The following is a 22519-nucleotide window of genomic DNA, read 5'->3' on the forward strand; positions in this document are numbered from 1 at the left end:
AGCGGGCATGGCACGCGTCGCGATCGAGTACTGCACCCAATGCCGCTGGCTGCTGCGGGCGAGCTGGATGGCGCAGGAATTGCTCAGCACCTTCGCCACCGACTTGGACGAAGTCGCGCTGCTGCCGGGTTCGGGCGGGGTCTTCCGGATCACCGTGGACGGCGAACAGATCTGGGAGCGCAAGGCCGACGGCGGATTTCCCGACATCACGGTGCTGAAGCAGCGGGTGCGCGACCGGGTCGCACCCGAACGCGACCTCGGTCATGCCGACCGGCGCGAGTGAACGCGCCGGGAACTCAGCCGCAGCAGCCGCCACCGCAGCAGCCGCCGCCCGCCGGGGGCGCCGCCGGGGTGGGCGCGGGCGCGTTCGCGCCGCCACGGGAGACGGTGGCGAAGGTGGTCAGCAACTTGACCGTGTCGTCGTGGCCGATCGGGCAGGTCGCCGGCGCGGCCGACTCCGCCATCGGACGGGTCACCTCGAACGTGTCACCGCAGCTGCGGCACCGATAGCTGTAACTCGGCATCCGCTCAGTTTAGGGCCTGTGCCGCCGCTGTGTTCGGATCGGCCTGCGCCAAATGCTTCGCAGCCGCGGACCGCGTCCGTAGCGTGGCTGGGCAGCGCGGCGATGAAGAGGTGACGGCAATGGCGGACGGCAGCGCGGGAGCGGTACTTCGAGCGTTGCTCGAGCTGGGTCCGGCTCCGCGCAGTTCCATCGCCAGACACGCGGGAATCTCACCCGCCACGGTGACCTGGCAGACTCGCGCGCTGCTGGAGGCGGGGTTGATCGTCGAGCTGCCCGAGACCGCGGGCGCGTCCGGGATCGGCCGACCGCATAGCCCGCTGGCGCTCGACACCGCCGACAACGTGGCCATAGCGGTGCACATCGCGGCCACCCACACCACCGTCGCGGTGGTGGACATCGGCGGCACGCTGCGGCGCACCACGAAGGTGCCGCACCGCACGCACGCCCCGTACGACATCCTGGCCACCGCCGCCGCCGAGGTGTGCCGGGTCCGCGACGAGTCCGACGGCCTGCGGATCGTGGGTCTGGGCGTCGCTACCGGCGGCCGGGTCGACCGAACGGCGGGGTCGGTGGTGGACCATTCCTTCCTACGCTGGCGTGACGTCCCGGTGCGGGAGTATCTCGCCGCGCGCACCGGATTGCCGACCCAGCTCGACAGTCACACCAGAGCGCTGATGCACGCCGAGCAGCTGTTCGGCCGCATGGGCGCGACGGCGAGCTCGGTGGTGCTGTTCGTCGGCAACGTGATCGATGTGGCCATCGCGGTGCACGGGCAGGTGCACTATGGGCCGAGGTCTGGAGCCGGATCGATCGAGTCGCTGCTCGGCCTGGGCGCGGGAAAGAGCGCGGGCCCGCAGGGGGGATCCTCGCTCGACGACTACTACTCCGATCATGCGCTGCTCGAGCGCTGCGGCGTGGCTTCGACCATACCCGAGTTGGTGGCGGCGGCGGCCGAAGGCGCGCCCGTGCGCGGGCTGTTCCTGGAGCGCGCCCGCGTACTCGGCCGGGTCGTCGCGGCGCTGATCGATCTGCTCGATCCCGAATCGGTGGTGGTGGTCGACCGCGGCCGCCGCGTCGGCGGCGTGTGGGAGGCGTATCTCGCGGCCGTACGCGAACATTCGCTGTTGTGTACCGACCCGGCCGAACTGGTGGTCGGTTCGTCGTTCGAGGGACGAGTCCTGGAGATGTCCGCGGGCGCGGTGGTGCTGCACAGCCTGTTCCACACTCCGCTGCGCGCGCTGGAGGCTGCCGTTTGACTCCGACTTATTTTAAGTAGAACGAATATTGACGTGCGGCACGGGTATTCGGGAGAGTTCTTTCATGAAAGAAATGCACCGAGCCATTGCCGGGACCGGATCGCAACTGCGGTGTTGTCCGGGAGCGAAATATTCCCGAGAACACCGGATTCGACCCAGGAAATCACCGTGCGCAATTCTCTCCGGCGATTAGCACTCGTCACCTCCGCCACCGCTCTGCTCGCCGTCTCGTGCGCCACCGATGAGGGCGGCGACACCGATCTGAAATCCGCTCTGCCGACCACCGTTCCGGCCGGCACCTCGTTGTCGGTGGCGGTCAACACCACCGCGTCGCGCTGCAAACCTCCGGTGAGATCGGCAAGCTGCCGTTCACCGTGTCGGCCTGGCCCGCCGTCTCAGCGGGCCCCGACGTCATCCAAGCCTTCCGTGGCGGTTCGGTGGATATCGCGACGAACGCGGGAATCCCGCCCATCCACGCCCACGCGACCGGTCTCGACGCCAAGATCGTCGGCGTCAAAGTTCGTGACATCCCGAACTATCAGCTGGCCACCGCACCCGGCGTGACCGTCAACTCGATCCAGGAATTGCGCGGCAAGAAGATCGGCTTCTCGCCTGGTCAGGCCCAGGGCGTGGTGGTGCTGCGCACCCTGCGCGCCGCGGGCATCGGCCTGAACGAAGTGCAGCTGGTGGAACTCAACAGCCCGCAGTTTCTTACCGCGTTGCAGGGCAAGCAGATCGACGTCGCCCCGCTGGGGGAGCCGACGCTGACCAAATACCTGGACAAGTACCGCGGGCAAGGCGCCACGGCGGTGGCCACGCCCGCGGTGGACGCGCTGACCGTGCTGTGGGCGCCGACCGCGGTCCTGCGCGACTCGGCCAAACTCGCGGCCGTCCGGCAATTCGTCGAGTTCTGGGCGCGCGGCGATGTCTGGGCCTGGGAGCACCAGGAACAATGGATCTCCTCCTACTACGTGAAAGACCAGGAAGTCTCCGCGGCGGACGGCCGGCGAATTCTGGATACGACACCGCGCCCCTATTTCCCGGACAATTGGGACAAAGCGATCGCATGGGAGCAGGACACCGTCGACTTGCTCACCGGCTCGGGCTATTTCGGCAAGCGATTCGACGCGAACGAACTTTTCGACCGCCGCTTCGAACGAGTCGCCGCGGAGGCGGTGACCGCGAACTACCGCACCCAGGACACCCGGTGAACCGCTCGAGCGCCCGCACAACACAGGAGTCGCCATGACCATCGCACTGACTCGCACCGTAGCGGCGCCGCCGTCGCGGACCGACGGATTCGTCGAACGCAGGCAATTGCGCAGGCTCGGGCTACGCAAGTCCGTTCCGTTCGCCCGGATGCTCGGCGTGGTGGTCGTTCTCGGCCTCTGGGCGGCAGGCGCGCACTTCGGCTGGCTCGACGAACGCAAGTTGTCGGCGCCGTGGACCGTGCTGGAAACGGGCTGGGACCTGCTCGTCAACGGTTCGCTGGCGGCGAACGTGTCCGCCTCGCTGCAGCGCGCGGGCATCGGCCTCGGCAGCGGCGTGCTGGTCGGCACGACGCTCGCCCTGATCTCGGGCCTGTCCCGATTCGGCGAGTCGCTGGTGGACGGCCCGATCCAAGTGAAGCGGGCGATCCCCAGCCTCGGTTTGATTCCGCTGATGATTCTCTGGCTCGGCATCGGCGAATCGTTCAAGATCGTGCTGATCACCCTCGGCGTGGTGATCACGATGTATATCCAGACGCACGCCTCGCTCACCACCATCGATCAGCGGTTGGTGGAACTGTCGGAGGTGCAGCGAGTTTCGCGGGCCACTTTCATCAGGAAGGTCGTGGTACCCGGTTCGCTGCCCGGTTTCTTCCTCGGCCTGCGGCTCTCGGTGACCGGCGCGTGGCTGGCGCTGATCGTGGTCGAATCCGTCAACGCCATCGACGGGTTGGGCAAGATGATGCAGAACGCCCAGAACTACGGCCAGGCCGATGTGATCCTGGTGGGCCTCGCGGTCTACGGCACGTTCGGACTGTTGTCCGACGGCGTTATCCGGCTGGTCGAGCGGAAGGTGCTGTCGTGGCGACGGACGATCGCGGGGTAGGCGTACAGGTCCGCGGCCTGACCCGCGGTTTCGGTGAACGCACGGTGCTGGACGGCATCACGCTGACGATCCCGGCCGGGCAGTTCGTCGCCCTGCTCGGCCGCAGCGGGTCGGGCAAGAGCACGCTGCTGCGCGCGCTGGCCGGACTCGACTACGACGTGGCCGGTTCGGGCACGCTGCGGGTGCCCGCCAAGACGTCGGTGGTGTTCCAGGACTCCCGCCTGCTGCCCTGGCAACGGGTGCTGGCCAACGTGCTCTACGGCCAGCCGCGCTCGCGCAAGGCCGCGGCGGTGCGGGTACTCACCGAGGTCGGTCTCGCCGGACGCGAACGGGCGTGGCCCAACCAGCTCTCCGGCGGTGAGCAGCAACGGGTTTCGCTGGCCCGCTCCCTGGTTGGCGAGCCGGACCTGCTGCTGGCCGACGAACCCTTCGGCGCGCTGGACGCGCTGACCAGGATCAAGATGCACGAGCTGCTGCGGCAACTGATCCGGCGCCGCCGCCCGACCGTGCTGCTGGTCACCCACGACGTGGACGAGGCCATCGCGCTCGCCGACCGGGTGCTCGTGCTCGACGAGGGGCGCATCACGGTCGACGTGCCGGTGGACCTGCCCGCCGAGCGCGACCCGAGTCTGCCCGAATTCCAGCGCGTCCGTCGCGCATTGCTCTCTTCGCTGGGCGTCGCCCCGGCCGCTGTCTGAAAGGACCCGACCATGTCCGGTAAACAACTGCACCTCAACGCCTTCCTGATGTCGGTGGGACACCACGAGGCGGCCTGGCGGCTGCCGGAAAGCGATCCGTACGCGCACACCGACATCAACTACTACGTCGAGCTGGCCCGCACCGCCGAGCGCGGCAAGCTGGACTCGATCTTCTTCGCCGACAGCCCGGTGCTGATGGGCGATCCCGGCCGCAGGCCGAGCGGCAAGCTGGAGCCGACCGTGATCCTCACCGCGGTGGCCGTGCAGACCAGCCGGATCGGCCTGATCGCCACCGCGTCCACCAGCTACAACGACCCCTACAACCTGGCGCGCCGGTTCTCCTCGGTGGACTGGGTGAGCAACGGCCGGGTCGGCTGGAACATCGTCACCACCGCGGGCGCCGACGCCGCGCGCAACTTCGGCCTTGACGACACCCCGGACCACCAGCTGCGTTACGAGAAGGCCGCCGAGTTCGTCGACGTGGCCACCAAGCTGTGGGACAGCTGGGACGACGACGCGATCGTCGCGGACAAGAGCCTCGGCATCCACGCCGACGCGAGCAAGGTTCGCAAGATCGGCCACCACGGCGAGTTCTTCAAGGTCGACGGTCCGTTGAACGTGCCGCGCTCGCCGCAGGGCTACCCGGTGCTGGTGCAGGCGGGTTCCTCGGAGGACGGCAAGAACTTCGCCGCCCGCTACGCGGAAGCGGTGTTCACCGCGCAGCAGACGCTCGAGGACGGCAAGGCGTTCTACACCGATCTCAAGCAGCGCGCGGTCGCGCTGGGCCGTGACCCGGAGACGATCAAGATCCTGCCCGGCATCGTCCCCGTCATCGGCGACACCGAGGAACAGGCCCGCGAACTCGACGCCGAACTCGAGCGCCTGATCTCGCCGGAGTACGCGCGCCGCCAGCTGGCCGCGCACTTCAAACTGCCCATCGAACAACTCGACCTGGACAGCGAACTGCCCGAGGATCTGCCAACCGAGGACGAGATCCAGGGCGCCAAGAGCCGGTTCACGCTCATCGTGAATCTCGCCCGGCGCGAACGCCTCACCCTGCGCCAGCTGATCGGGCGGCTCGGCGGCGGGCGCGGGCACCGCACCTTCGCGGGCACACCCGAGCAGGTGGCCGACACCATCGAGCACTGGTTCCGGGAGGGCGCCGCGGACGGGTTCAACATCATGCCCGCCGTGCTGCCCTCGGGCTTGGAGCGCTTCGTCGACCAAGTGGTGCCGATCCTGCAGCAGCGCGGGCTGTTCCGCACCGAGTACACCGAGACCACCCTGCGTGGGCACTACGGACTCGCCCGGCCGGCCAACCAGTACGACACCGCGGACGCGCTCGTGGTCGCCCGATGAGCTCGGTGCCACCGGATCCGTCCCAGCCGGGATGGATCCGGTACCTGACGCGCCGCTGTCTCGAGCACCGCCGCCTGGTCGTGGCCGCGGGCGCAGGTGCGCTCGCGGCGGCGCTGCTGACGGCGGTGCTGCCCCTCATCGTGCGGCACGTGGTGGACACGCTCACCGCCACCGCGGCGTCGGTGGCGCCGTGGGCGGCGCTGCTGCTGGTCGTCGGCGCGGCGCGGTTCGGGTCGTCGTTCACGCGCCGGGTGGCGTCGTCCCAGCTGTCGCTGGGCGTGCAGCACGATCTGCGCCGGGACCTGTTCGCCGCGCTGCTGCGGCTGGACGGCCGCGAGCAGGCGGACCTGCGGACCGGTCAGGTGGTCAGCCGGGCGATCACCGACGTCACGCTGATCCAGATGTTCCTGCAGCTCATTCCCATGGTCGTGGGCAATGTGGTGCTGCTGGCCGGTGCGCTGACCCTGATGACCCTGATGTCGCCCGCCCTGACCGTGATCGCGCTGCTGGTGGTTCCCGCCCTGTGGATCATCACCCGGCGCAGCCAGCGCAAACTCTTCCCGGCCAACTGGGACGCGCAGGCCCGCGCCGCCGAGGTGGCGATGCAGGTGGAGGCCGCGGTCGCCGGGGTGCGAGTGGTGAAGGGGTTCGGCCAGGAACGGCACGAACTCGACGGATTGGCCGCGAAGGCGCGGGAGCTGTACCGCTCCCGGCTGCGCGTCGCGCGCATCACCAGCCGTTTCACCCCGGCGATGCAGGCCGTGCCCGCGGCGGGACAGGCGCTGATCCTGATCGCGGGCGGGCTGCTGGCGTTGTCGCAGTCCATCACGCTGGGCACCTTCTTGGCGTTCATGACCTATCTCGGCTCGTTCGTCAGCCCGATCCGGCAGTTCGCCATGCTGCTGACGGTCAGCCAGCAGGGCAAGGCGTCGCTGGACCGGGTGCGCGAAGTGATCGAGGCGCCGGCGCCGGTGGAACGTCCCCGAGTCGAGACGGTACGCGGCAGTGCGCCGCCGCGCGTCGAGTTCCGTGGCGTCGGTTTCGGTTTCGACCGCACACGCGTGCTCGACGGGCTGGAACTGACCGTCGAGCCGGGCGAGACCATGGCGATCGCGGGCGGTGCGGGCAGCGGCAAATCGACACTGGTGCAATTGCTTCCGCGGCTGGTCGACCCGGACGCCGGGGCCGTCCTGTTCGACGGCGTCGACATCCGCTACCTGTCCGACGCCCGCGACCAGGTGGCGATGGTGTTCGAGGACACCCACCTGATGGCGGACAGCATCCGGGCCAACGTGGCCTATGGACGCCCGGCGGCCACGGACGAAGAAGTCTGGCACGCCTTGTATCTCGCCGCGGCCGACGGGTTCGTGCAGACGCTGCCCGAGGGACTGGATACCAGGATCGGCGAGCGCGGGCAGCGGCTGTCCGGCGGGCAGCGGCAGCGCATCGCGCTGGCCCGCGCGCTGCTCACCGACGCGCCCATCCTGGTTCTCGACGACGCCACCTCGGCCATCGACGCGCAGGTCGAGGAACAGATCTACGCCAGGATCGCGGCCGAGGTGCGCGGGCGTACCACCATCGTCGTCGCGCATCGCCTGTCCACCCTGGCGCTCGCCGACCGGGTGGCCGTGCTCGACGACGGACGGGTGGCGGAACTGGGCACGCTGCGCGATCTGCAACACTCCGGCGAGTTGTTCCGCGCGCTGTTCACCCCGCCGGAGGTGACGGGAATCGGCGTGGACGCCGGGCTCGCTCGGCCCGAGGCGCCGACCTCCCCGCTGTGGTTCGAGCCCGCCGAGGACGATGATGACGGCGCACGCACCCTGGAGCAGGTGGCGAAGGCATTCTCCCAGCGTGCCGCCGGTGCTCCGACCGGAGCGGGCCGGGCGGCGGGGCCGGGGATGCTCGCCGCCGCGCCGCCCAGCGGTGACGTGCAGGAGCTGATCGACCGCCTGCCCGCGCTGACCGGCGAACCGGAGGTCTCCGAATCCTTCTCGCACACACCGGATCCGGAGTTCTCGCTGCCGCGGCTGCTGCGGCCATTCGCGGCGCCGTTGCTGGCCGGGCTCGGTCTGGTGGGGCTCGACGCACTGGCGCAGGTGCTGATTCCCTTCCTGGTGCGCTACGGCATCGACCACGGCGTCCTGGCCGGCGCGCGCGACGTGCTGCTGGTCGCGGCGGCGCTCGCGCTGCTCGTGGTCGCGGTGGACTGGGCGATCAGCGTCGCGCAGGTGCGGGTCACCGGTCGCGCGGGCGAACGGCTGCTGTACGGCCTGCGAGTGAAGACCTTCGCGCAGTTGCAACGGCTCGGCTTGCAGTACTACGAGCGCGAACTCGGCGGCCGGATCATGACCAGGATGACCACCGACGTCGACGGGCTCTCGGCGTTCCTGCAAACCGGCCTGGCCACCGCGCTCACCAGCACGGTGACCATCGCGGGCGTGGTGATCGCACTGCTGGTCATCGACGCGCGGCTGGCGCTGGTGGTACTCGCGCTGCTCCCGCTGCTGGTGATCTCGACGGCGGCGTTCCGGCGCGCGTCGGTGCCCGCCTACAACCTCGCACGCGAGCGGGTCAGCATCGTCAACGCCTACCTGCAGGAGAACGTCGACAACATCAAGGTCACCCAGGCCTACCGGCGGGAGGAGCGCAACCGCGCCGAGTTCGAGCGGCGGTCCTGGGACTATCGCGACGCGCGCCTGCGCAGCCAGATCCTCATGGCCGTGTTCTTCCCGTTCATCGAGTTCATGTCCGTGGTGGCCACGGCGGCGGTGCTCGCGGTGGGCGTGCACCAGGTGCGCGAGGCCGTGCTCACCGCGGGCACGCTCATCGCCTTCCTGCTCTACGTGGATCTGCTGTTCGCGCCGATCCAGCAGCTGTCCCAGGTCTTCGACAGCTACCAGCAGGCCGTGGTCGGCGTCGATCGGCTCAGCGAACTGCTGCGTACGCCGGTCGCCACCCCGGACGCCGCCGACGCGCGTCCGGTGACCCGCCTGAACGGTGCGATCGAGTTGCGCGGAGTCGGATTCACCTACGAGACCCGCGCCGAGCCCGTGCTCTCCGGCATCGATCTGCGCATCGAGCCGGGGCAGAAGGTGGCGCTGGTCGGCGAGACGGGCGCGGGCAAGTCGACGCTGGTGAAGCTGCTGGCCAGGTTTTACGACCCGACCGAGGGCGCGGTGCTGGTCGACGGCGTCGATGTGCGCGACTATCGCTTGCGCGAATATCGCAAGCGGCTCGGCGTGGTCCCGCAGGAACCGTTTCTGTTCGGCGACACCGTGCGCGCGGCGATCGCCTACGGCAAGCCGGAGGCCACGCCCGCCGACATCGAGTGGGCGGCGCGTGCGGTCGGCGCGCACGAGATGATCGCCGCGCTGGAACACGGGTACTACCAGCCGACCGGCGACCACGGACGCAGCATGTCGGCGGGCCAGCGCCAGCTGCTCGCGCTCGCGCGAGCCCAGCTCGTCGAGCCGGACATCCTGATCCTGGACGAGGCCACCGCCTCGCTGGATCTGGCGACCGAGGCCAGGGTGCGGGCCGCGGTGGACGTGCTCACCGCCGGGCGCACGACCATCGTGGTCGCGCACCGGCTCGCCACCGCCGCGGACGCGGATCTCATCGCGGTGGTGGGCGAGGGACGGCTGTTACAGACCGGCACGCACGCGCAACTGCTCGGCGAGGACGGGCCGTATAGCCGCTTGTGGGCCGCGTATGTCGGCGACGACACGGCGTCGGTCGGTGACCGGGAATCGGAGGCCGCGACCTGATCCCGCGCCACCGTGACAGCAGGAGCATTCTCCTGGCTATCCCAGGTGGCGGGGGGTGCCGGCGCTCGCCGTGACCGATTCGACACCGCCGCCTCGGTCAGGGGCCTGAACAGCGGATGAATGAGAGTCGACGCGGCAATGTCACGGCATCGCGACGCTCTCGTACCGATCTTCGACGTACTCTCGAAAAAGAAGTATGAGGAGGTCTGCGATGCGCGCTCAGTTCTCCGAGGCGGTGCCCGGTCCCGACGGTTCGGCCGAGCCCATTGCGCGAACGGCCTACGGCGACGTGCGTGGTGTGCGCGAAGGGCCGGTTTCGGTCTGGCGCAGCATCCCCTACGCGGCGGCTCCCACCGGTCCGGCCAGATTCGCTCCGCCACGGCCCCCGCAGCCTTGGGAGGGGGTGCGCGACTGCACCGCTTTCGGGCAGATCGCGCCGCAGACGATGGGCACCATGGTCCCCGTCGACTCGGGCCTGACCATGGGCGAGGACTGTCTCTGGCTCAACGTCTGGTCACCGCGGCCGGAGACGGGCGATCCCACCCGTGGCCCCGACGCCGAACTGCGGCCGGTGCTGGTCTGGCTGCACGGTGGCGCGTACTGCCTTGGCACCGCCGCGCAGCAGATCTACGACGGGCGCAAGCTGGCCGCGGCCGGTGACGTCGTGGTCGTCGGGGTCAACTATCGGCTCGGTGCGCTCGGCTTCCTCGACCTGTCCTCGCTCGGCGGCGACTTCGCGCCGAACCTCGGCCTGCACGACCAGATCGCCGCACTGGAGTGGGTGCGCGACAACATCGCCGCGTTCGGCGGCGATCCCGGCAACGTCACGCTCTTCGGCGAGTCCTCCGGCGCGGGTTGCGTCACCGCGCTGCTCACCGCCCCCCGCGCCGCCGGGCTGTTCCACCGGGCGATCGCGCAGAGCCCGCCCGCCACGACGGTGTTCGGGCAGGAACGGGCCGCGACGGTGGCACAGCGGTTCCTCGAGCTGATCGAGCTGCCCGCGACCAGGGCCGAGGAGCTGCTGGACTGCCCGATCGAGCGGATCGTGGCGGCGGCGGGCGTCCTGCTCGACGAGATACCGCTGAAGGAGCCGGGGCGACTTGCGGCCGCGCCCGTGGTGGACGGCGATCTGCTGCCGAGCTACCCGATCGACCGGTTCCAGCGCGGACAGTCGCACCGGGTGCCGTTGATCATCGGCACCAACAAGGACGAGGCGTCGCTGTTCCGGCTGCTGCGCTCGCCGATCATGCCGGTGACGCCGGACGCGGTGAACGCGATGCTGCGCGACGTCGCGGCGAGCCACCCGGAGATGTCCGCGGAGCGCATCGCCGAGATCACCTCGGCCTACCCGGACCTGAAAAAGGCGCGCGGGGCGCTGGCGATGTCCACCGACGCGGCGTTCCGGATGCCGGCGCACTGGGTAGCCGACGGTCACGCCGAGCACTCGCCCACGTGGATGTACCGCTTCGACTACGCGACCCCGATGCTGAGGGCCGCTCGCGTCGGCGCCGGTCACGCCACCGAATTGCCTTACGTCTTCGGCAATTTCGGGACGCTGAACCTCGATCCGACCTTCTGGCTCGGCGGCCGCAAAGCGGCCATGGAAGTCTCCGGGCGCGTGATGCGCCGCTGGCTGGCCTTCGCCGCGCACGGCGTTCCCGCCGCGCTCGACGGCTCCAAACACTGGCGGCCGTATCGCCTGGGCGCCCGCGCCACACTGCTCATCGACGGCGTCGACCGCGTGGTCGAGGACCCGGACCGCGACCTGCACACCGCCTGGGGACAGCAGGCCGTCGGGTTCTCATAGCAGACGTTCTTTCGCGCAGCACGCGAATTCCGGTCGTCCGCGCCGTCGGCAGGCACCGGAAGTGGCGGCGACACCAGCCCGATCGCGCCGCCGCCGGGTGCCTGGTCGATCGCGGCACCCGGCGAGCGTGAGCGCCTCAGACGTCGGTGGAGAAGCGGATGCCGCCGTCGGGAATCTCCACCCCGGGCCAGACGCGAGCTCCGCGCAGCAGTTCGCAGCGGGCGCCGATGTTCGCGCCGTCTCCGATGACGCCGTCGCGGACCAGCGCGCGGGGGCCGATGCGCGCCCCGAAGCCGATGATGGTGCGCTCCACCGTCGCGCCCGCCTCGATCACCGCGCCGTCGAAGACCACCGCGCCGTCCAGGCGCGCGCCCGCACCGATCTCAGCGCCGCGGCCGACGACCGTGCCGCCGATCAGCACCGCACCCGGAGCGACACCCGCGCCGGGATGCACCAGCGATTCACCGCGCTGTCCCGGCAGGGCGGGGGAGGGCGCGATCCCGCGCACCAGATCGGCGGAGCCACGCACGAAGTCCTCGGGCGTGCCCATGTCGCGCCAGTAGGAAGCGTCGACGTACCCCTGGACGCGGGCGCCCTCGGTCAACAGCGCAGGGAACACCTCGCGCTCCACCGACACCGGACGCCCCGCCGGGATCTTCTCGATGTACTCCCGGCGGAAGACGTAGCACCCGGCGTTGATCTGATCGGTCGGCGGATCCTGGGTCTTCTCCAGGAACGCGGTGACCCGGCCGTCCTCGTCGGTGGGCACGCAACCGAACGCGCGCGGGTCGCTGACCCGGACCAGGTGCAGCGTGACGTCGGCGCGGGTCGACTCGTGGGTGTCGAGCACCGCGCCGAGGTCGGTGCCGCCGAGCACGTCGCCGTTGAACACCATCACGTTGTCCGCGCGCAGCCTGGGCAGCACGTTGCGGATCGCGCCGCCGGTGCCGAGCGGCTCGGTCTCGGTGACGTACTCGATCTCCAAGCCCAGCTCGGAGCCGTCGCCGAAGTGCTCCTCGAACACTTCAGCCTTGAACGACGTGCCCAGCACCACGTGCGTGATCCCGGCCTCGGCGATACGGGCGAGCAGATGGGTCAGGAACGGGAGCCCGGCCGTCGGCAGCATCGGCTTGGGCGCCGAAAGGGTCAGCGGCCGCAGCCGCGTGCCCTGCCCGCCGACCAGGATCACCGCGTCGGTGCCTGTATTTCCTGCCATCAAGCTCCCCTGTTCACAAGGTCGTTTCTCGCCGCCGTCGCCGGTTACCCGGCGTCGCGCGCCTGCTGGCGCAGGGCAGATCGAACCGCAATCCGCGAGCGGACCGCAAGTCCGGCCCGCAGCGCCAACCGCAGCGGAGCCTGCCACCAGTGCGGATGCCGGTCGGCCTGGAACCGGTAGGCGCTGGCATGGTGGGCGGGCAGCATCACTTCGGGATGGCGGCCCGCTGCGTGACCTTTGGCATGGGTTACCTCGGCGTCCGGCACGAAAACGTTGTGCCAACCCGCCTTGCCCATCCGGTCGCCGAAGTCGACGTCCTCCATGTACATGAAGTAGCGCGAGTCGAAACCGTCGATCGAGTCGAACGCCGCGCGCCGCACCAGCAGACACGACCCCGACAGCCAGCCGACGGCTCGCTCGGAGATCTCCTCGTTCTCCTGCCGGTACCGGCGGGTCCACGGGTTGGACTTCCATACCGTGCCCAGGATCGCGTGTCCGGCGCCGTCGAGCAGGCCGGGCACCCGGCGGGCCGACGGGTACACGCTGCCGTCCGGCTCCAGCACCAGCGGACCGAGCGCGCCCGCGCGCGGCCAGCGCTTGGCGGCGGCGAGCAGTTTGTCGATGGAATCGGTGCCCCAGCGGATATCCGGGTTGGCGATCACGACGAACTCGATGGCCGGATCGATCTCCGCGACCGCCCGGTTGATCGCGCCGCCGTAACCGATGTTGCCGCCGGTGCGCAGCAGCCGCACGTGCGAATTGGCCTCGGCGACCAGCTCCGGCACACCGTCGGCCGACCCGTTGTCGGCGAGGATCACCTGAGGTTTCTCGGCGGTGGCCCCGGCTAGAGTGCTGATGAAGTGCTCGAGGTGCTCACCCGGCGAGTAGGTCACCGTGACGACGGCCAGGCCCGCGGGCGCGGCGGATTCGGATTCACTCACGACAGCCAACCTTAACGGGCGCAGCCGCAACCCGTTCGTCGATGGCTCGCGCTCGGTCTCAGCCGAGGTGGAGGATGCCGGACGGGCGCGAGCGGGCGTCGTGCGTAGATGGTCCGCGCTCGGCCGCAGGCCCGCCCGGCCTGCGCGGCGGGGCGCTGTGCCTCGATGGCCAGATCGCAGGCGGAGTACGCCCGGCGGGTGCAGCCGGACGCCATCGGTCGACAGCCTGCGCGTGGTCGGAGCGACAGCGGAGGTAGGCCCAACGCGCGCAGATCAACCCGTCCGTCGATGGTTCGGCATGCCGCGGCGAAGGCGGGTTACGCCTGGTGGGCGGAGCCGGGTGTGGTCCATCGGCCCGCATGACCGGAATGAATGCGGAGGTACGCCTCAATCGGATTGCCGCGCCAGCGCGTCTCCCAGTGCGGTCCGCCAATCCCGCAGCGGCGTGAGCCCGGCGTCGTTCCAGGCCCGCGGCGAGAGCACCGAAAACGCCGGGCGGCGTGCGGGTCTGGGGAACGCGGAGGAGTCGCACGGACGGACGCGTCCCGGATCGGCGCCGACACCGGCGAACACCGCTCGGGCGAGCTCGAATCGGCTGGCCCGCCCGGCGTTGGTGGCGTGCAGCACCCGCGGCGCGTCGGGCCTGCCCGCCAATTCCAGCAGCGCGGCGGCCAGATCGGCGGCGTAGGTGGGGGAGCCGACCTCGTCGTCGACGACGTCGACCGTGTCGCGTTCGCGCTCCAGCCGCAGCATCGTGGCGACGAAATCGCCGCCGCGCCCGGTGTATACCCACGCGGTGCGCACCACGTGCGCGTCCGGGCAGCGGCTCAGCACCGCCTGTTCCCCGGCGAGCTTGGACTCCCCGTAGACCGACGTCGGTCCGGTCACATCGGCTGTGTCGTACGGCCGATCCTGGGTACCTGGGAAGACGTAATCGGTGGACAGATGGATCAGCCGGGCACCGAGGTCGGCGCAGACGTCGGCGAGCACGGCCGGTCCGGTGGCGTTGCCCGCGTACGCCGCCTCGGTTTCGGTTTCGGCCAGGTCGACGGCGGTATAGGCGGCGCAGTTCAGCACCACGTCGCCGGGCGTGAGCACCGCGCGCACGGCGGCGTGGTCGGTGATGTCGAGTTCGGCGCGCCCGTAGCCGCTGGCGGCCGGGGCGAGACGACGCAGTTCCCGGCCCACCTGTCCGTGCGCGCCCGTGACGACGAGGCGAGCGGACGCGGTGGAGTCGGGCGCGGTGGGGTCGGTCACGGCCGCAAGTCTGGCACGCCGCCACGTCCTCGGTTACGGCCGTTCGCGCCAGCCGTTCGATAGCCTTGTGCTATCGGGGGATCCCGAAACCGGGCGGGGCGAGCGGTAACCATGGTGGCGGATCGGTTGCGCACGCGTCGCCAGGACACCGAGTTTCGGCGAGAGGATGCGGACTTGTCGCAGCGGAGGGGCACATCGGCGGCGTCGCGGGCGACCGGGCCCGGCGACCGGGCCTTCGGGCCGCTGCGCTCGCTCGCCGTGACCGCCGCCGTGATCGTGCTGGTGCTCACCGGTTTCGCCTGGCGCAGCGTCGACGGGCTGGTGGCCGACATCGAGCGTCTCGGCGATCTCGGCCTCGGCGGCGGTCGCGACGGCGCGGTGGACATCCTGCTGGTCGGTGTGGACAGTCGTACCGACGCGCACGGCAACCCGCTGTCGGACGCCGAACGCGCGATGCTGCACGCGGGCGACGAGGTCGGCACCAACACCGACACCATCGTGCTGCTGCGCGTGCCGAACGACGGACGCTCGGCCACCGCGATCTCGATCCCGCGCGATTCCTACGTCAGCATTCCCGGCCTCGGCATGGGCAAGATCAATTCCGCCTACGGCGCGACCAAGGCGAGCCAGTTCCAGAAGCTCGTCGACCAGGGGGTCTCGAACGCCGACGCGGAGCGGCAGTCCACCCAGGCGGGCAGGCAGGCGCTGATCAAGACGGTGGCCGGGCTCACCGGTATCACCGTCGACCACTACGCCGAGGTGAGCCTGCTCGGCTTCGCGCTGCTCACCGACGCCGTCGGCGGCGTCGAGGTATGCCTGCGCAACCCGGTCGACGAGTGGATGTCCGGCGCCAAGTTCCCCGCCGGACGCCAGCGCCTGGACGGGCCGCGGGCGTTGAGTTTCGTGCGCCAGCGCCACGATCTGCCGCGCGGCGACATCGACCGCATCGTGCGCCAGCAGGTGTTCATGGCCCAGTTGGTGCAGCAATTGCTCAGCGCGAAGATGCTCGGCAACCCGGCCAAGCTCCAGCAACTCAGCGACGCGGTGGGCCGGACGATCGTGCTGGACGAGGACTGGGACGTGCTGGCGTTCCTGCAGCGGCTGAAGGATCTGTCCGGCGGGCAGGTGAAATTCGAGACCATTCCGGTCGCCGACCTCAACGGCGAGACCGGCAACGGTGAATCCGTGGTCAAGGTCGAGCCCAAGGCGGTCAAGTCCTACGTCGCCTCGCTGGTCGGCGGCGACCCGGCCCCGCGCAACGCCGAGCCGGGGTTCGATCCCGCGACCGTGACGGTCAGCGTCTACAACGCGGGCGGCATCGGCGGACTCGCGGCCGAGGTCGCGCAGACGTTGAGCGCCAAGGGCTTCCGTCAAGGCACGGTGTCCAACTACAGCGGCGGCCACGTCACCGGCAGCCGCGTGCTCGCGGCGGACACCTCCAGCCCGAAGGCGCAGGCGGTCGCCAAGGCGCTCGGCGGGCTGACGGTGCTCGCCGATCCGGCTCTGTCCCCGGATTCGGTGAGTGTCGTGCTGGCGAGCGACTATTCTGGTCCGGGCTCGTCGGCGAGCCGGATGTTCGACCTGTCCGGAACGTCGACCGCGGCCACACCAGTCCCGCCCGCTCCACCGATCGACGCAGGCCAGAACGGACCGAAATGCGTGAACTGAACCATGCGTGATATCGACCAGGCACACACTCTCACCGAAGCGGTGCTCGATCCCATCCTCGCTCGCGAACCCGCGGGCCCGCGCGTCACCTACTACGACGACGCCACCGGCGCGCGCATCGAGCTGTCCGGCGCGACGCTGGCGAATTGGGCGGCCAAGACCGCCAACCTGATTCGCGACGAGTTCGGCCTGAGCCCGGGCGCGCGGGTCGCCGTCCTGCTCCCGGCGCACTGGCAGACCGCCGCGGTGCTGCTGGGCTGCTGGTGGGCGGGCACCGAGGTGGTGCTGCATCCGGACCGGGACGCCGATCTGGCCCTGGTCACCCCGGACCGCCTGGACGACGCCGACGGAGCGGGCGAGGTCGCGGTCCTGTCGCTGGACGCCATGGGCTCGCCGGTGCGCGACCTGCCGGTGGGCGTCACCGACTTCGCCACCTCGGTGCGCGTGCACGGCGACCAGTTCCTGCCCCGCGGCGCCGGCGTCGCGCTCGACGGCATGCCGGTCGCCGAGGTGCTCGCCGAGGCACGGAAATCGGCGATGCGCCAGGGCTTCGCCGAAGGCGACCGCGTGCTGTCGAGCACACCGTGGGACACCCCGGCCGAACTGATCGACGGATATCTCGCGGTGCTGGCCGCGGGCGCTTCGCTGGTGCAGGTGGTCAACCCCGATCCGGCGCTGCTCGAGCGGCGCACCGCCTCGGAGCGGGTGACCGCGCAGCGCGGCTGAGCGGCTCCTACCACGGTATAAGCGCCGAATCCGACCTGAGGACGTTCCACAAGCGGGCCGGGTTCCGTACGGTGGACTCATCGGCGACGACGACGGGGTTGGACTATGAAGCCACATTATTGGTTCCGCTGGTTGTCCGTGCAGGGCGCGCCTCGTCTCGTCCTGCGCCTGCAGGCGCGTCGCGGTGACCCGTTCGCCGAACTGATGGGCGGACCGGCCGGCTTCGACGACCCCTATCCGCTGATCGAACGTCTGCGCGGCGAGACGAGGCTGTTGCGCACCTCGATCGCGTGGGCGACCTTCGACCACGAGCTGTGCCGCTCCATCCTGCGCGACAGCCGCTTCGGCGTGCGCACCACGGAGAGCTTCAACATTCCCAAGCCGCTGCAGAAGCTCGCCGAACGCTTCCCCTTGCCGCCGAATCCGGTCGAGCCGCCGTCGATGCTGGTCATCGATCCGCCGGAGCACACAGCCATGCGCAAACCGGTGGCCTCGGCCTTCACCCCGCGCGCGATCCGCAGGCTGCGCGACCGCGTCGAGACGGTCACCGAGGAACTGCTGGACGAGCTGCCCGCGCACGGTTCGGCGGACCTGATCCGCTCGTTCGCCGCCCAAGTGCCGATCGCGATCATCTCGGAGATGCTCGGCTTCCCGGACGAGGACAAGGCGCTGTTCCTGGATTGGGGCGATCAGATGACGCCCCTGCTGGACGTCGGCATCCCCTGGCACGCGCACCGGAAAGCGATGCGGGCCATGGAGGTGATGAACGACTACTTCGACCAGCACATCGAACGGTTGCGTCGCGCGCCGGGCGATGACATCCTCAGCAGCCTGGTCGCCGCGGGCGAACTGGACTCCTACGCGCTCAAGGCCACCGCGAGCCTGCTCATGGGCGCGGGCTTCGAGACGACGGTCAACCTGATCGGCAACGGTGTCGCGCAGTTGCTGGCCCATCCGGATCAGCTGGAGCGGCTGCGCGAGGAGCCGGAGTTGTGGCCGAACGCCGTCGAGGAGATCCTGCGTTTCGACTCCCCGGTGCAGACCACCGCGCGGACCGCGCTGACCGACGTCGAGATCGACGGCATCCGGGTGCGCGAGGGCAACACGGTGGTGCTGTCGCTGGCGGGCGCCAACCGTGATCCCGCGGTCTTCGCCGATCCCGGGCGTTTCGACGTCGGGCGCGACAACGCCAAGGACCACCTGTCGTTCAGCAGCGGCGTGCACGTCTGCCTGGGGGCGAGCTTGGCCAGGATGGAAGGCGTCTACGCCCTGCAAGCCCTGTTCGAGCGGTTCCCCGACCTGCGGCTGGACGGTCCCCTGCTGCGGCGCGCGTTGTTCACCCTGCACGGGTACGAGCGCATGCCGGTGCACCTCGGCCAGCGCGCGCAGGCACCGGAGCCGGTCGTCTGATCAGCCCGTGTTCTTCCAGACGTAGCGGGTCTTCGGGCGCCCGGCCCGGCCGTAGTCGGAGCGGCGGACGACCAATCCGTCGTCGGCCAGCTTCTCCAGATAACGCCATGCGGTGATGCGCGAGACGCCGATCGAGGTCGCGGTGTCCGCGGCCGTCACGCCCTCGGCCTCGGCCGCGCGCACGGTGCGGGAGATTTCGTCGAGGGTCTGCGGCGCGACGCCCTTGGGAGTCGTCGCACGCTGGTCGGGGGTGCGCAGGGCGCTCAACGCCCGGTCGATGTCGTGCTGGGAGATGGCGCTCTCCCCGGCCGGGAGCGCGGTGCGGAACTCGCGGTAGCGGTCCAGTTTGTCGCGAAACGCGGCAAAGGTGAACGGCTTCAGCAGATACAGCACGACGCCGTGCGACACCGCGGTCCGCACCATGGCCAGGTCCCGCGCGGACGTGATGGCGATGACGTCCGGGCGCGGCGCCAGGCCGGTCAGCGCGGCGGCGACGTCGAGGCCGCTGGCGTCGGGCAGACCGATGTCCATCAGCACCAAATCGATCGGCGTTCCCTCGGCCGCGGCGTCGGCCGCCGCGCGCATCGCCTCGCGTCCGGTGTGGGCGATGCCGACGGGTGTGAATCCGGCGATACGTTCCACGTAGGCGCGGTGTGCCTCGGCGATCAGCGGCTCGTCCTCGACGATCAGCACGCGGATCATCGTGCCTCCTTTCGTGGGATCGTCACGGTGACCGCGCTTTCGGGATCCCGTTCGGTGTGGATGCTTCCCCCGTGACGGGCCACCAACCGGTGGACCAGCGCGAGACCGAGCCCGTGGTGGTCGGCTTTGGTCGAATAACCGCGCTGGGACGCGCGGGCGAACGTCTCCGCCGACATGCCGGGGCCGCTGTCGGCGACCCGGATGTAGAGCGTGGACTCGTCCGGGGCGTCCGCCCATTGGTGGCGCAGCGTGACCTCCACCCAGCCGGAGGTGCTGTCCGCCGCCGCATCGATCGCGTTGTCGACGAGATTGCCCACCAGCGTGACCGTTTCGTGCGGGGACAGCGGGTCCACCGAGTCGAGCGCGGTGTCGTCGGTGATCGTCAGCTCGATGCCGCGTTCGGCGGCCTGGTTCACCTTGCCGAGCAGCAGAGCGGCCAGGGCGGGCGCGCCCACCGCGGCGAACAGCCGATCGATCAGCGACTGGGACAGCTCGAGTTCCGCCGTGGCGAACTCGACTGCCTCGCGGTGGCGGCCCAGCTCGACCATGGTGACCACGGTGTGCAACCGGTTGGCCGACTCGTGCGCCTGCGCCTGCAACGACGCCGCGAAGCTGCGCACGGAATCGAGTTCGCCCATTACCGCCTGCAACTCGGTGTGGTCGCGGATGGTCATCACCGTGCCGATCGCCCGGCCCCCCCACTCCACGGTGTCCTGGTTGACCAGCAGGATCCGGTCGGTGGTCACGTGCATCTCGTCGCGGACGGAGCCCCAGCTCATCCGTTGCAGCGACAGCGGGAGGTCGCTGCGCCGCACGTCGCCCGCGGGCAGGTCGAGCAGACGACGCGCCTCGTCGTTGACCACCTCGGCATCCTCGCCGGACGCGCCGAACACCACCAGGCCCTCGTGCACCGAATGCAGGACGGCGTCATGGTGCTCGTACATCGCGCGCAACTCGTCCGGCGCCAGGCCGTGGGTCTGCCTGCGCAGCCTGCGGCTCAGCAGGAACGATCCGCCCGCGGCCAGCGCCAGCCCGGCCGCCGCGACGCCGAGGATCAGCGGGAACTGAGTGGCGACCTGGTCGCCGATCTTCGCGCGGGTCACGCCCGCGGAGACCAGAGCGATGATCCGCCCGTTCTCGTGGACCGGAGTCACCGCCCGGATAGAGGGGCCGAGCGTGCCGGTGAAGGTCTCGGTGAACGTCTCGCCCGTCAGCGCGCGATCGATGGTGCCGCTGAACGGCAGTCCGATCATCGCCGGGTTGGTGTGCGTGTAGCGGGTCCGGTCCGGCGCCATGACTACGATGAAATCCATGCCGGTCTCGCGCCGGATCTCCTCGGTCACCGGCTGCAACAGCGCCGTCGGATCCGCGCTGTGCAGCGCGTCGATGGTCGAGGGCGCGTCGGCCACGCTCACCGCGACGTCGGTGACCTCCCTGGTGGTGGTGACATCGCTGTCGTGCCTGGCGTCCAGGACCGCGAGCACCACGCCGATCCCGATCATCACCGCCAACACGACCAACTGGAAGACGAACGCCTGCCCGGCGAGGGAGAGCCGACCGCGTCTCACAAGCTCTGCCTCCGCTGAACGTAATGCACCAAACAGTGACCGGGATCACCCGGCCGACCATCATTCTGCCTGGAAGGCGTGAGCCACTTCGCGTCGGTACCTTTCGAAGGGAAATCCTCGCTATGAGCGAAACGACTCGAACGCGGCGCGACCGCACCCACTGGCTCTATCTTTCCGTCATCGTGGCGGTGGTCGCGGGCGTCCTCGTCGGCTGGCTGGCGCCCGGCGCCGCGCAGTCGTTCGCCCCGCTGGGAACCATTTTCGTCAATCTCATCAAGATGATGATCGCTCCCGTCATCTTCTGCACCATCGTGCTCGGGATCGGCTCGGTGCGCGCGGCGGCCACCGTCGGCAAGGTCGGCGGACTGGCCATCGGCTACTTCCTGGTCATGTCGACCATCGCGCTCGGCATCGGTCTGGTCGTCGGCAACCTGCTGCAACCCGGCGCGGGACTGAACATCGCCAATTCGGCCAAAGCCGGTCACAACCTCGCTGATACCGCGCACAGCGCGGGCGGTACCTGGGAGTTCGTCCAGAACATCGTGCCGTCCACGCTGTTGTCCTCGCTCACCACCGGCAACGTGCTGCAGGCGCTGTTCGTCGCGCTGCTGGTCGGATTCGCGGTACAGGCCATGGGCACGACGGGCGAGCCGATCCTGCGCGGCGTGGCGTTGCTGCAGAAACTCGTGTTCCGCATCCTGGTGATGATTCTGTGGCTGGCGCCGATCGGCGCGTTCGGCGCGATCGCCAACGTGGTCGGCAAGACCGGCCTGGACGCCGTGGCGAAGCTGGGCACGCTGATGCTCGCGTTCTACCTCACCTGCGTTGTGTTCGTGTTCGGCGTGCTCGGTCTGCTGCTGTGGAGCGTGTCGCGGGTGTCGATCTTCAAGCTGGTCCGCTACCTCGCGCGGGAGTACCTGCTGATCGTCGCGACCTCGTCGTCGGAATCGGCGCTGCCACGGCTGATCGCGAAGATGGACCACATGGGCGTCGAGCGCACCACGGTGGGCGTCGTCGTGCCCACCGGCTATTCGTTCAACCTGGACGGCACCGCCATCTACCTGACCATGGCATCGCTGTTCATCGCGGAGGCGATGGGCAAGCCGCTGTCCATCGGCGAGCAACTCGGGCTGCTGGTGTTCATGATCATCGCGTCCAAGGGCGCTGCGGGCGTCACCGGCGCGGGGCTGGCCACGCTGGCGGGCGGATTGCAGAGTCATCGGCCCGAGTTGCTCGACGGTGTCGGCTTGATCGTCGGGATCGACCGCTTCATGTCCGAGGCGCGGGCGCTGACCAACTTCTCCGGCAACGCGGTCGCCACGGTGCTGATCGGCACCTGGACCAAGACCGTCGACGTGGATCGGGTGCGCGAAGTGCTCGATCGCAAGTTGCCGTTCGACGAGCGGACCATGGTCGACGACGACCACGGGACGCCCGCGCAGGCGCAGGAATCCGAGACCAAGGATCTGGTCCAGGCATAGCGCGCGCACGACGAAGGGCCCGCAGGATCTGCGGGCCCTTCG

The 22519-nt window shown here is 69.8% G+C and carries 19 protein-coding genes; 12 read left to right on the forward strand and 7 right to left on the reverse strand.

The genetic code is table 11. The annotated features are described in order from the left end of the window. Positions 1 to 7: 7 nt before the first annotated feature. Entirely contained in the window at positions 8 to 283 is a 276-nt protein-coding gene (locus tag ACWEO7_RS08635; RefSeq protein ID WP_355077196.1) for a SelT/SelW/SelH family protein, read from the forward strand. Between the two features lie 13 nt (positions 284 to 296). Here ACWEO7_RS08635 and ACWEO7_RS08640 read toward each other — a convergent pair whose 3' ends face one another. After that, positions 297 to 524: an FmdB family zinc ribbon protein gene (locus ACWEO7_RS08640; protein WP_452421966.1), complete on the reverse strand. Its 228-nt coding sequence runs from the start codon at positions 522 to 524 to the stop codon at positions 297 to 299. A 119-nt stretch (positions 525 to 643) separates the two neighbouring features. On the opposite strand from ACWEO7_RS08640, the gene ACWEO7_RS08645 reads away from it, so the two are divergent. After that, the gene (locus ACWEO7_RS08645; RefSeq protein WP_452421968.1) at positions 644 to 1780 is read left to right on the forward strand and encodes an ROK family protein; all 1137 of its coding nucleotides are present in this window, start codon (positions 644 to 646) and stop codon (positions 1778 to 1780) included. 62 nt (positions 1781 to 1842) lie between these two features. Here ACWEO7_RS08645 and ACWEO7_RS08650 read toward each other — a convergent pair whose 3' ends face one another. Next, positions 1843 to 2121 (reverse strand): hypothetical protein, encoded by a 279-nt coding sequence (locus ACWEO7_RS08650; RefSeq protein ID WP_452421970.1) that lies wholly within the window; start codon positions 2119 to 2121, stop codon positions 1843 to 1845. Positions 2122 to 2154: 33 nt separating this feature from the next. Here ACWEO7_RS08650 and ACWEO7_RS08655 point away from each other — a divergent pair, with 33 nt between their 5' ends. The 6 genes from ACWEO7_RS08655 to ACWEO7_RS08680 all read left to right on the forward strand — a co-directional run bounded on the left by ACWEO7_RS08655 (position 2155) and on the right by ACWEO7_RS08680 (position 11508). Further along, complete coding sequence (locus tag ACWEO7_RS08655; RefSeq protein ID WP_452421972.1) at positions 2155 to 2991, forward strand: ABC transporter substrate-binding protein; 837 nt, start codon at positions 2155 to 2157, stop codon at positions 2989 to 2991. A 34-nt stretch (positions 2992 to 3025) separates the two neighbouring features. Next, positions 3026 to 3874 (forward strand): ABC transporter permease, encoded by an 849-nt coding sequence (locus ACWEO7_RS08660; RefSeq protein ID WP_452421974.1) that lies wholly within the window; start codon positions 3026 to 3028, stop codon positions 3872 to 3874. Next, a complete protein-coding gene (locus ACWEO7_RS08665) occupies positions 3850 to 4572 on the forward strand; it encodes an ABC transporter ATP-binding protein (protein WP_355077187.1) in 723 nt (240 codons plus the stop codon). The genes ACWEO7_RS08660 and ACWEO7_RS08665 overlap by 25 nt, the downstream gene beginning before the upstream one ends. Before the next feature lie 12 nt (positions 4573 to 4584). Then, positions 4585 to 5931, forward strand: a complete 1347-nt coding sequence (locus ACWEO7_RS08670) for an LLM class flavin-dependent oxidoreductase (protein WP_452421976.1) — start codon at positions 4585 to 4587, stop codon at positions 5929 to 5931. Next, positions 5928 to 9701 (forward strand): ABC transporter ATP-binding protein, encoded by a 3774-nt coding sequence (locus tag ACWEO7_RS08675; protein WP_452421978.1) that lies wholly within the window; start codon positions 5928 to 5930, stop codon positions 9699 to 9701. The genes ACWEO7_RS08670 and ACWEO7_RS08675 overlap by 4 nt, the downstream gene beginning before the upstream one ends. Before the next feature lie 211 nt (positions 9702 to 9912). Then, a complete protein-coding gene (locus ACWEO7_RS08680; protein ID WP_452421980.1) occupies positions 9913 to 11508 on the forward strand; it encodes a carboxylesterase/lipase family protein in 1596 nt (531 codons plus the stop codon). A gap of 136 nt (positions 11509 to 11644) precedes the next feature. Here ACWEO7_RS08680 and ACWEO7_RS08685 read toward each other — a convergent pair whose 3' ends face one another. The 3 genes from ACWEO7_RS08685 to rfbD form a co-directional block, all read right to left on the reverse strand. Beyond that, a complete protein-coding gene (locus tag ACWEO7_RS08685) occupies positions 11645 to 12724 on the reverse strand; it encodes a sugar phosphate nucleotidyltransferase (protein WP_452421982.1) in 1080 nt (359 codons plus the stop codon). Positions 12725 to 12768: 44 nt separating this feature from the next. After that, entirely contained in the window at positions 12769 to 13665 is an 897-nt protein-coding gene (locus ACWEO7_RS08690) for a glycosyltransferase family 2 protein (protein WP_452421984.1), read from the reverse strand. Positions 13666 to 14052: 387 nt separating this feature from the next. After that, a complete protein-coding gene (rfbD, locus tag ACWEO7_RS08695; RefSeq protein WP_452421986.1) occupies positions 14053 to 14922 on the reverse strand; it encodes a dTDP-4-dehydrorhamnose reductase in 870 nt (289 codons plus the stop codon). A 111-nt stretch (positions 14923 to 15033) separates the two neighbouring features. Between rfbD and ACWEO7_RS08700 the strand changes: the two genes are divergently transcribed. The 3 genes from ACWEO7_RS08700 to ACWEO7_RS08710 all read left to right on the forward strand — a co-directional run bounded on the left by ACWEO7_RS08700 (position 15034) and on the right by ACWEO7_RS08710 (position 18726). After that, positions 15034 to 16590: an LCP family protein gene (locus ACWEO7_RS08700; RefSeq protein WP_452421987.1), complete on the forward strand. Its 1557-nt coding sequence runs from the start codon at positions 15034 to 15036 to the stop codon at positions 16588 to 16590. Positions 16591 to 16593: 3 nt separating this feature from the next. Beyond that, positions 16594 to 17316 carry a TIGR03089 family protein gene (locus ACWEO7_RS08705; protein ID WP_452421988.1) on the forward strand — a complete coding sequence of 241 codons (723 nt, stop codon included), beginning with the start codon at positions 16594 to 16596 and terminating at the stop codon, positions 17314 to 17316. A gap of 105 nt (positions 17317 to 17421) precedes the next feature. Next, positions 17422 to 18726, forward strand: a complete 1305-nt coding sequence (locus tag ACWEO7_RS08710; protein WP_452421989.1) for a cytochrome P450 — start codon at positions 17422 to 17424, stop codon at positions 18724 to 18726. On the opposite strand, the gene ACWEO7_RS08715 is transcribed toward ACWEO7_RS08710, so the two are convergent. After that, a complete protein-coding gene (locus ACWEO7_RS08715) occupies positions 18727 to 19428 on the reverse strand; it encodes a response regulator (protein ID WP_452421991.1) in 702 nt (233 codons plus the stop codon). After that, positions 19425 to 20996 (reverse strand): ATP-binding protein, encoded by a 1572-nt coding sequence (locus ACWEO7_RS08720; protein ID WP_452421993.1) that lies wholly within the window; start codon positions 20994 to 20996, stop codon positions 19425 to 19427. The genes ACWEO7_RS08715 and ACWEO7_RS08720 overlap by 4 nt, the downstream gene beginning before the upstream one ends. Before the next feature lie 122 nt (positions 20997 to 21118). Here ACWEO7_RS08720 and ACWEO7_RS08725 point away from each other — a divergent pair, with 122 nt between their 5' ends. Further along, entirely contained in the window at positions 21119 to 22477 is a 1359-nt protein-coding gene (locus ACWEO7_RS08725; protein WP_452421995.1) for a cation:dicarboxylate symporter family transporter, read from the forward strand. Positions 22478 to 22519: the final 42 nt, after the last annotated feature.

The sequence above is a fragment of the Nocardia sp. NPDC004260 genome, assembly GCF_053603155.1.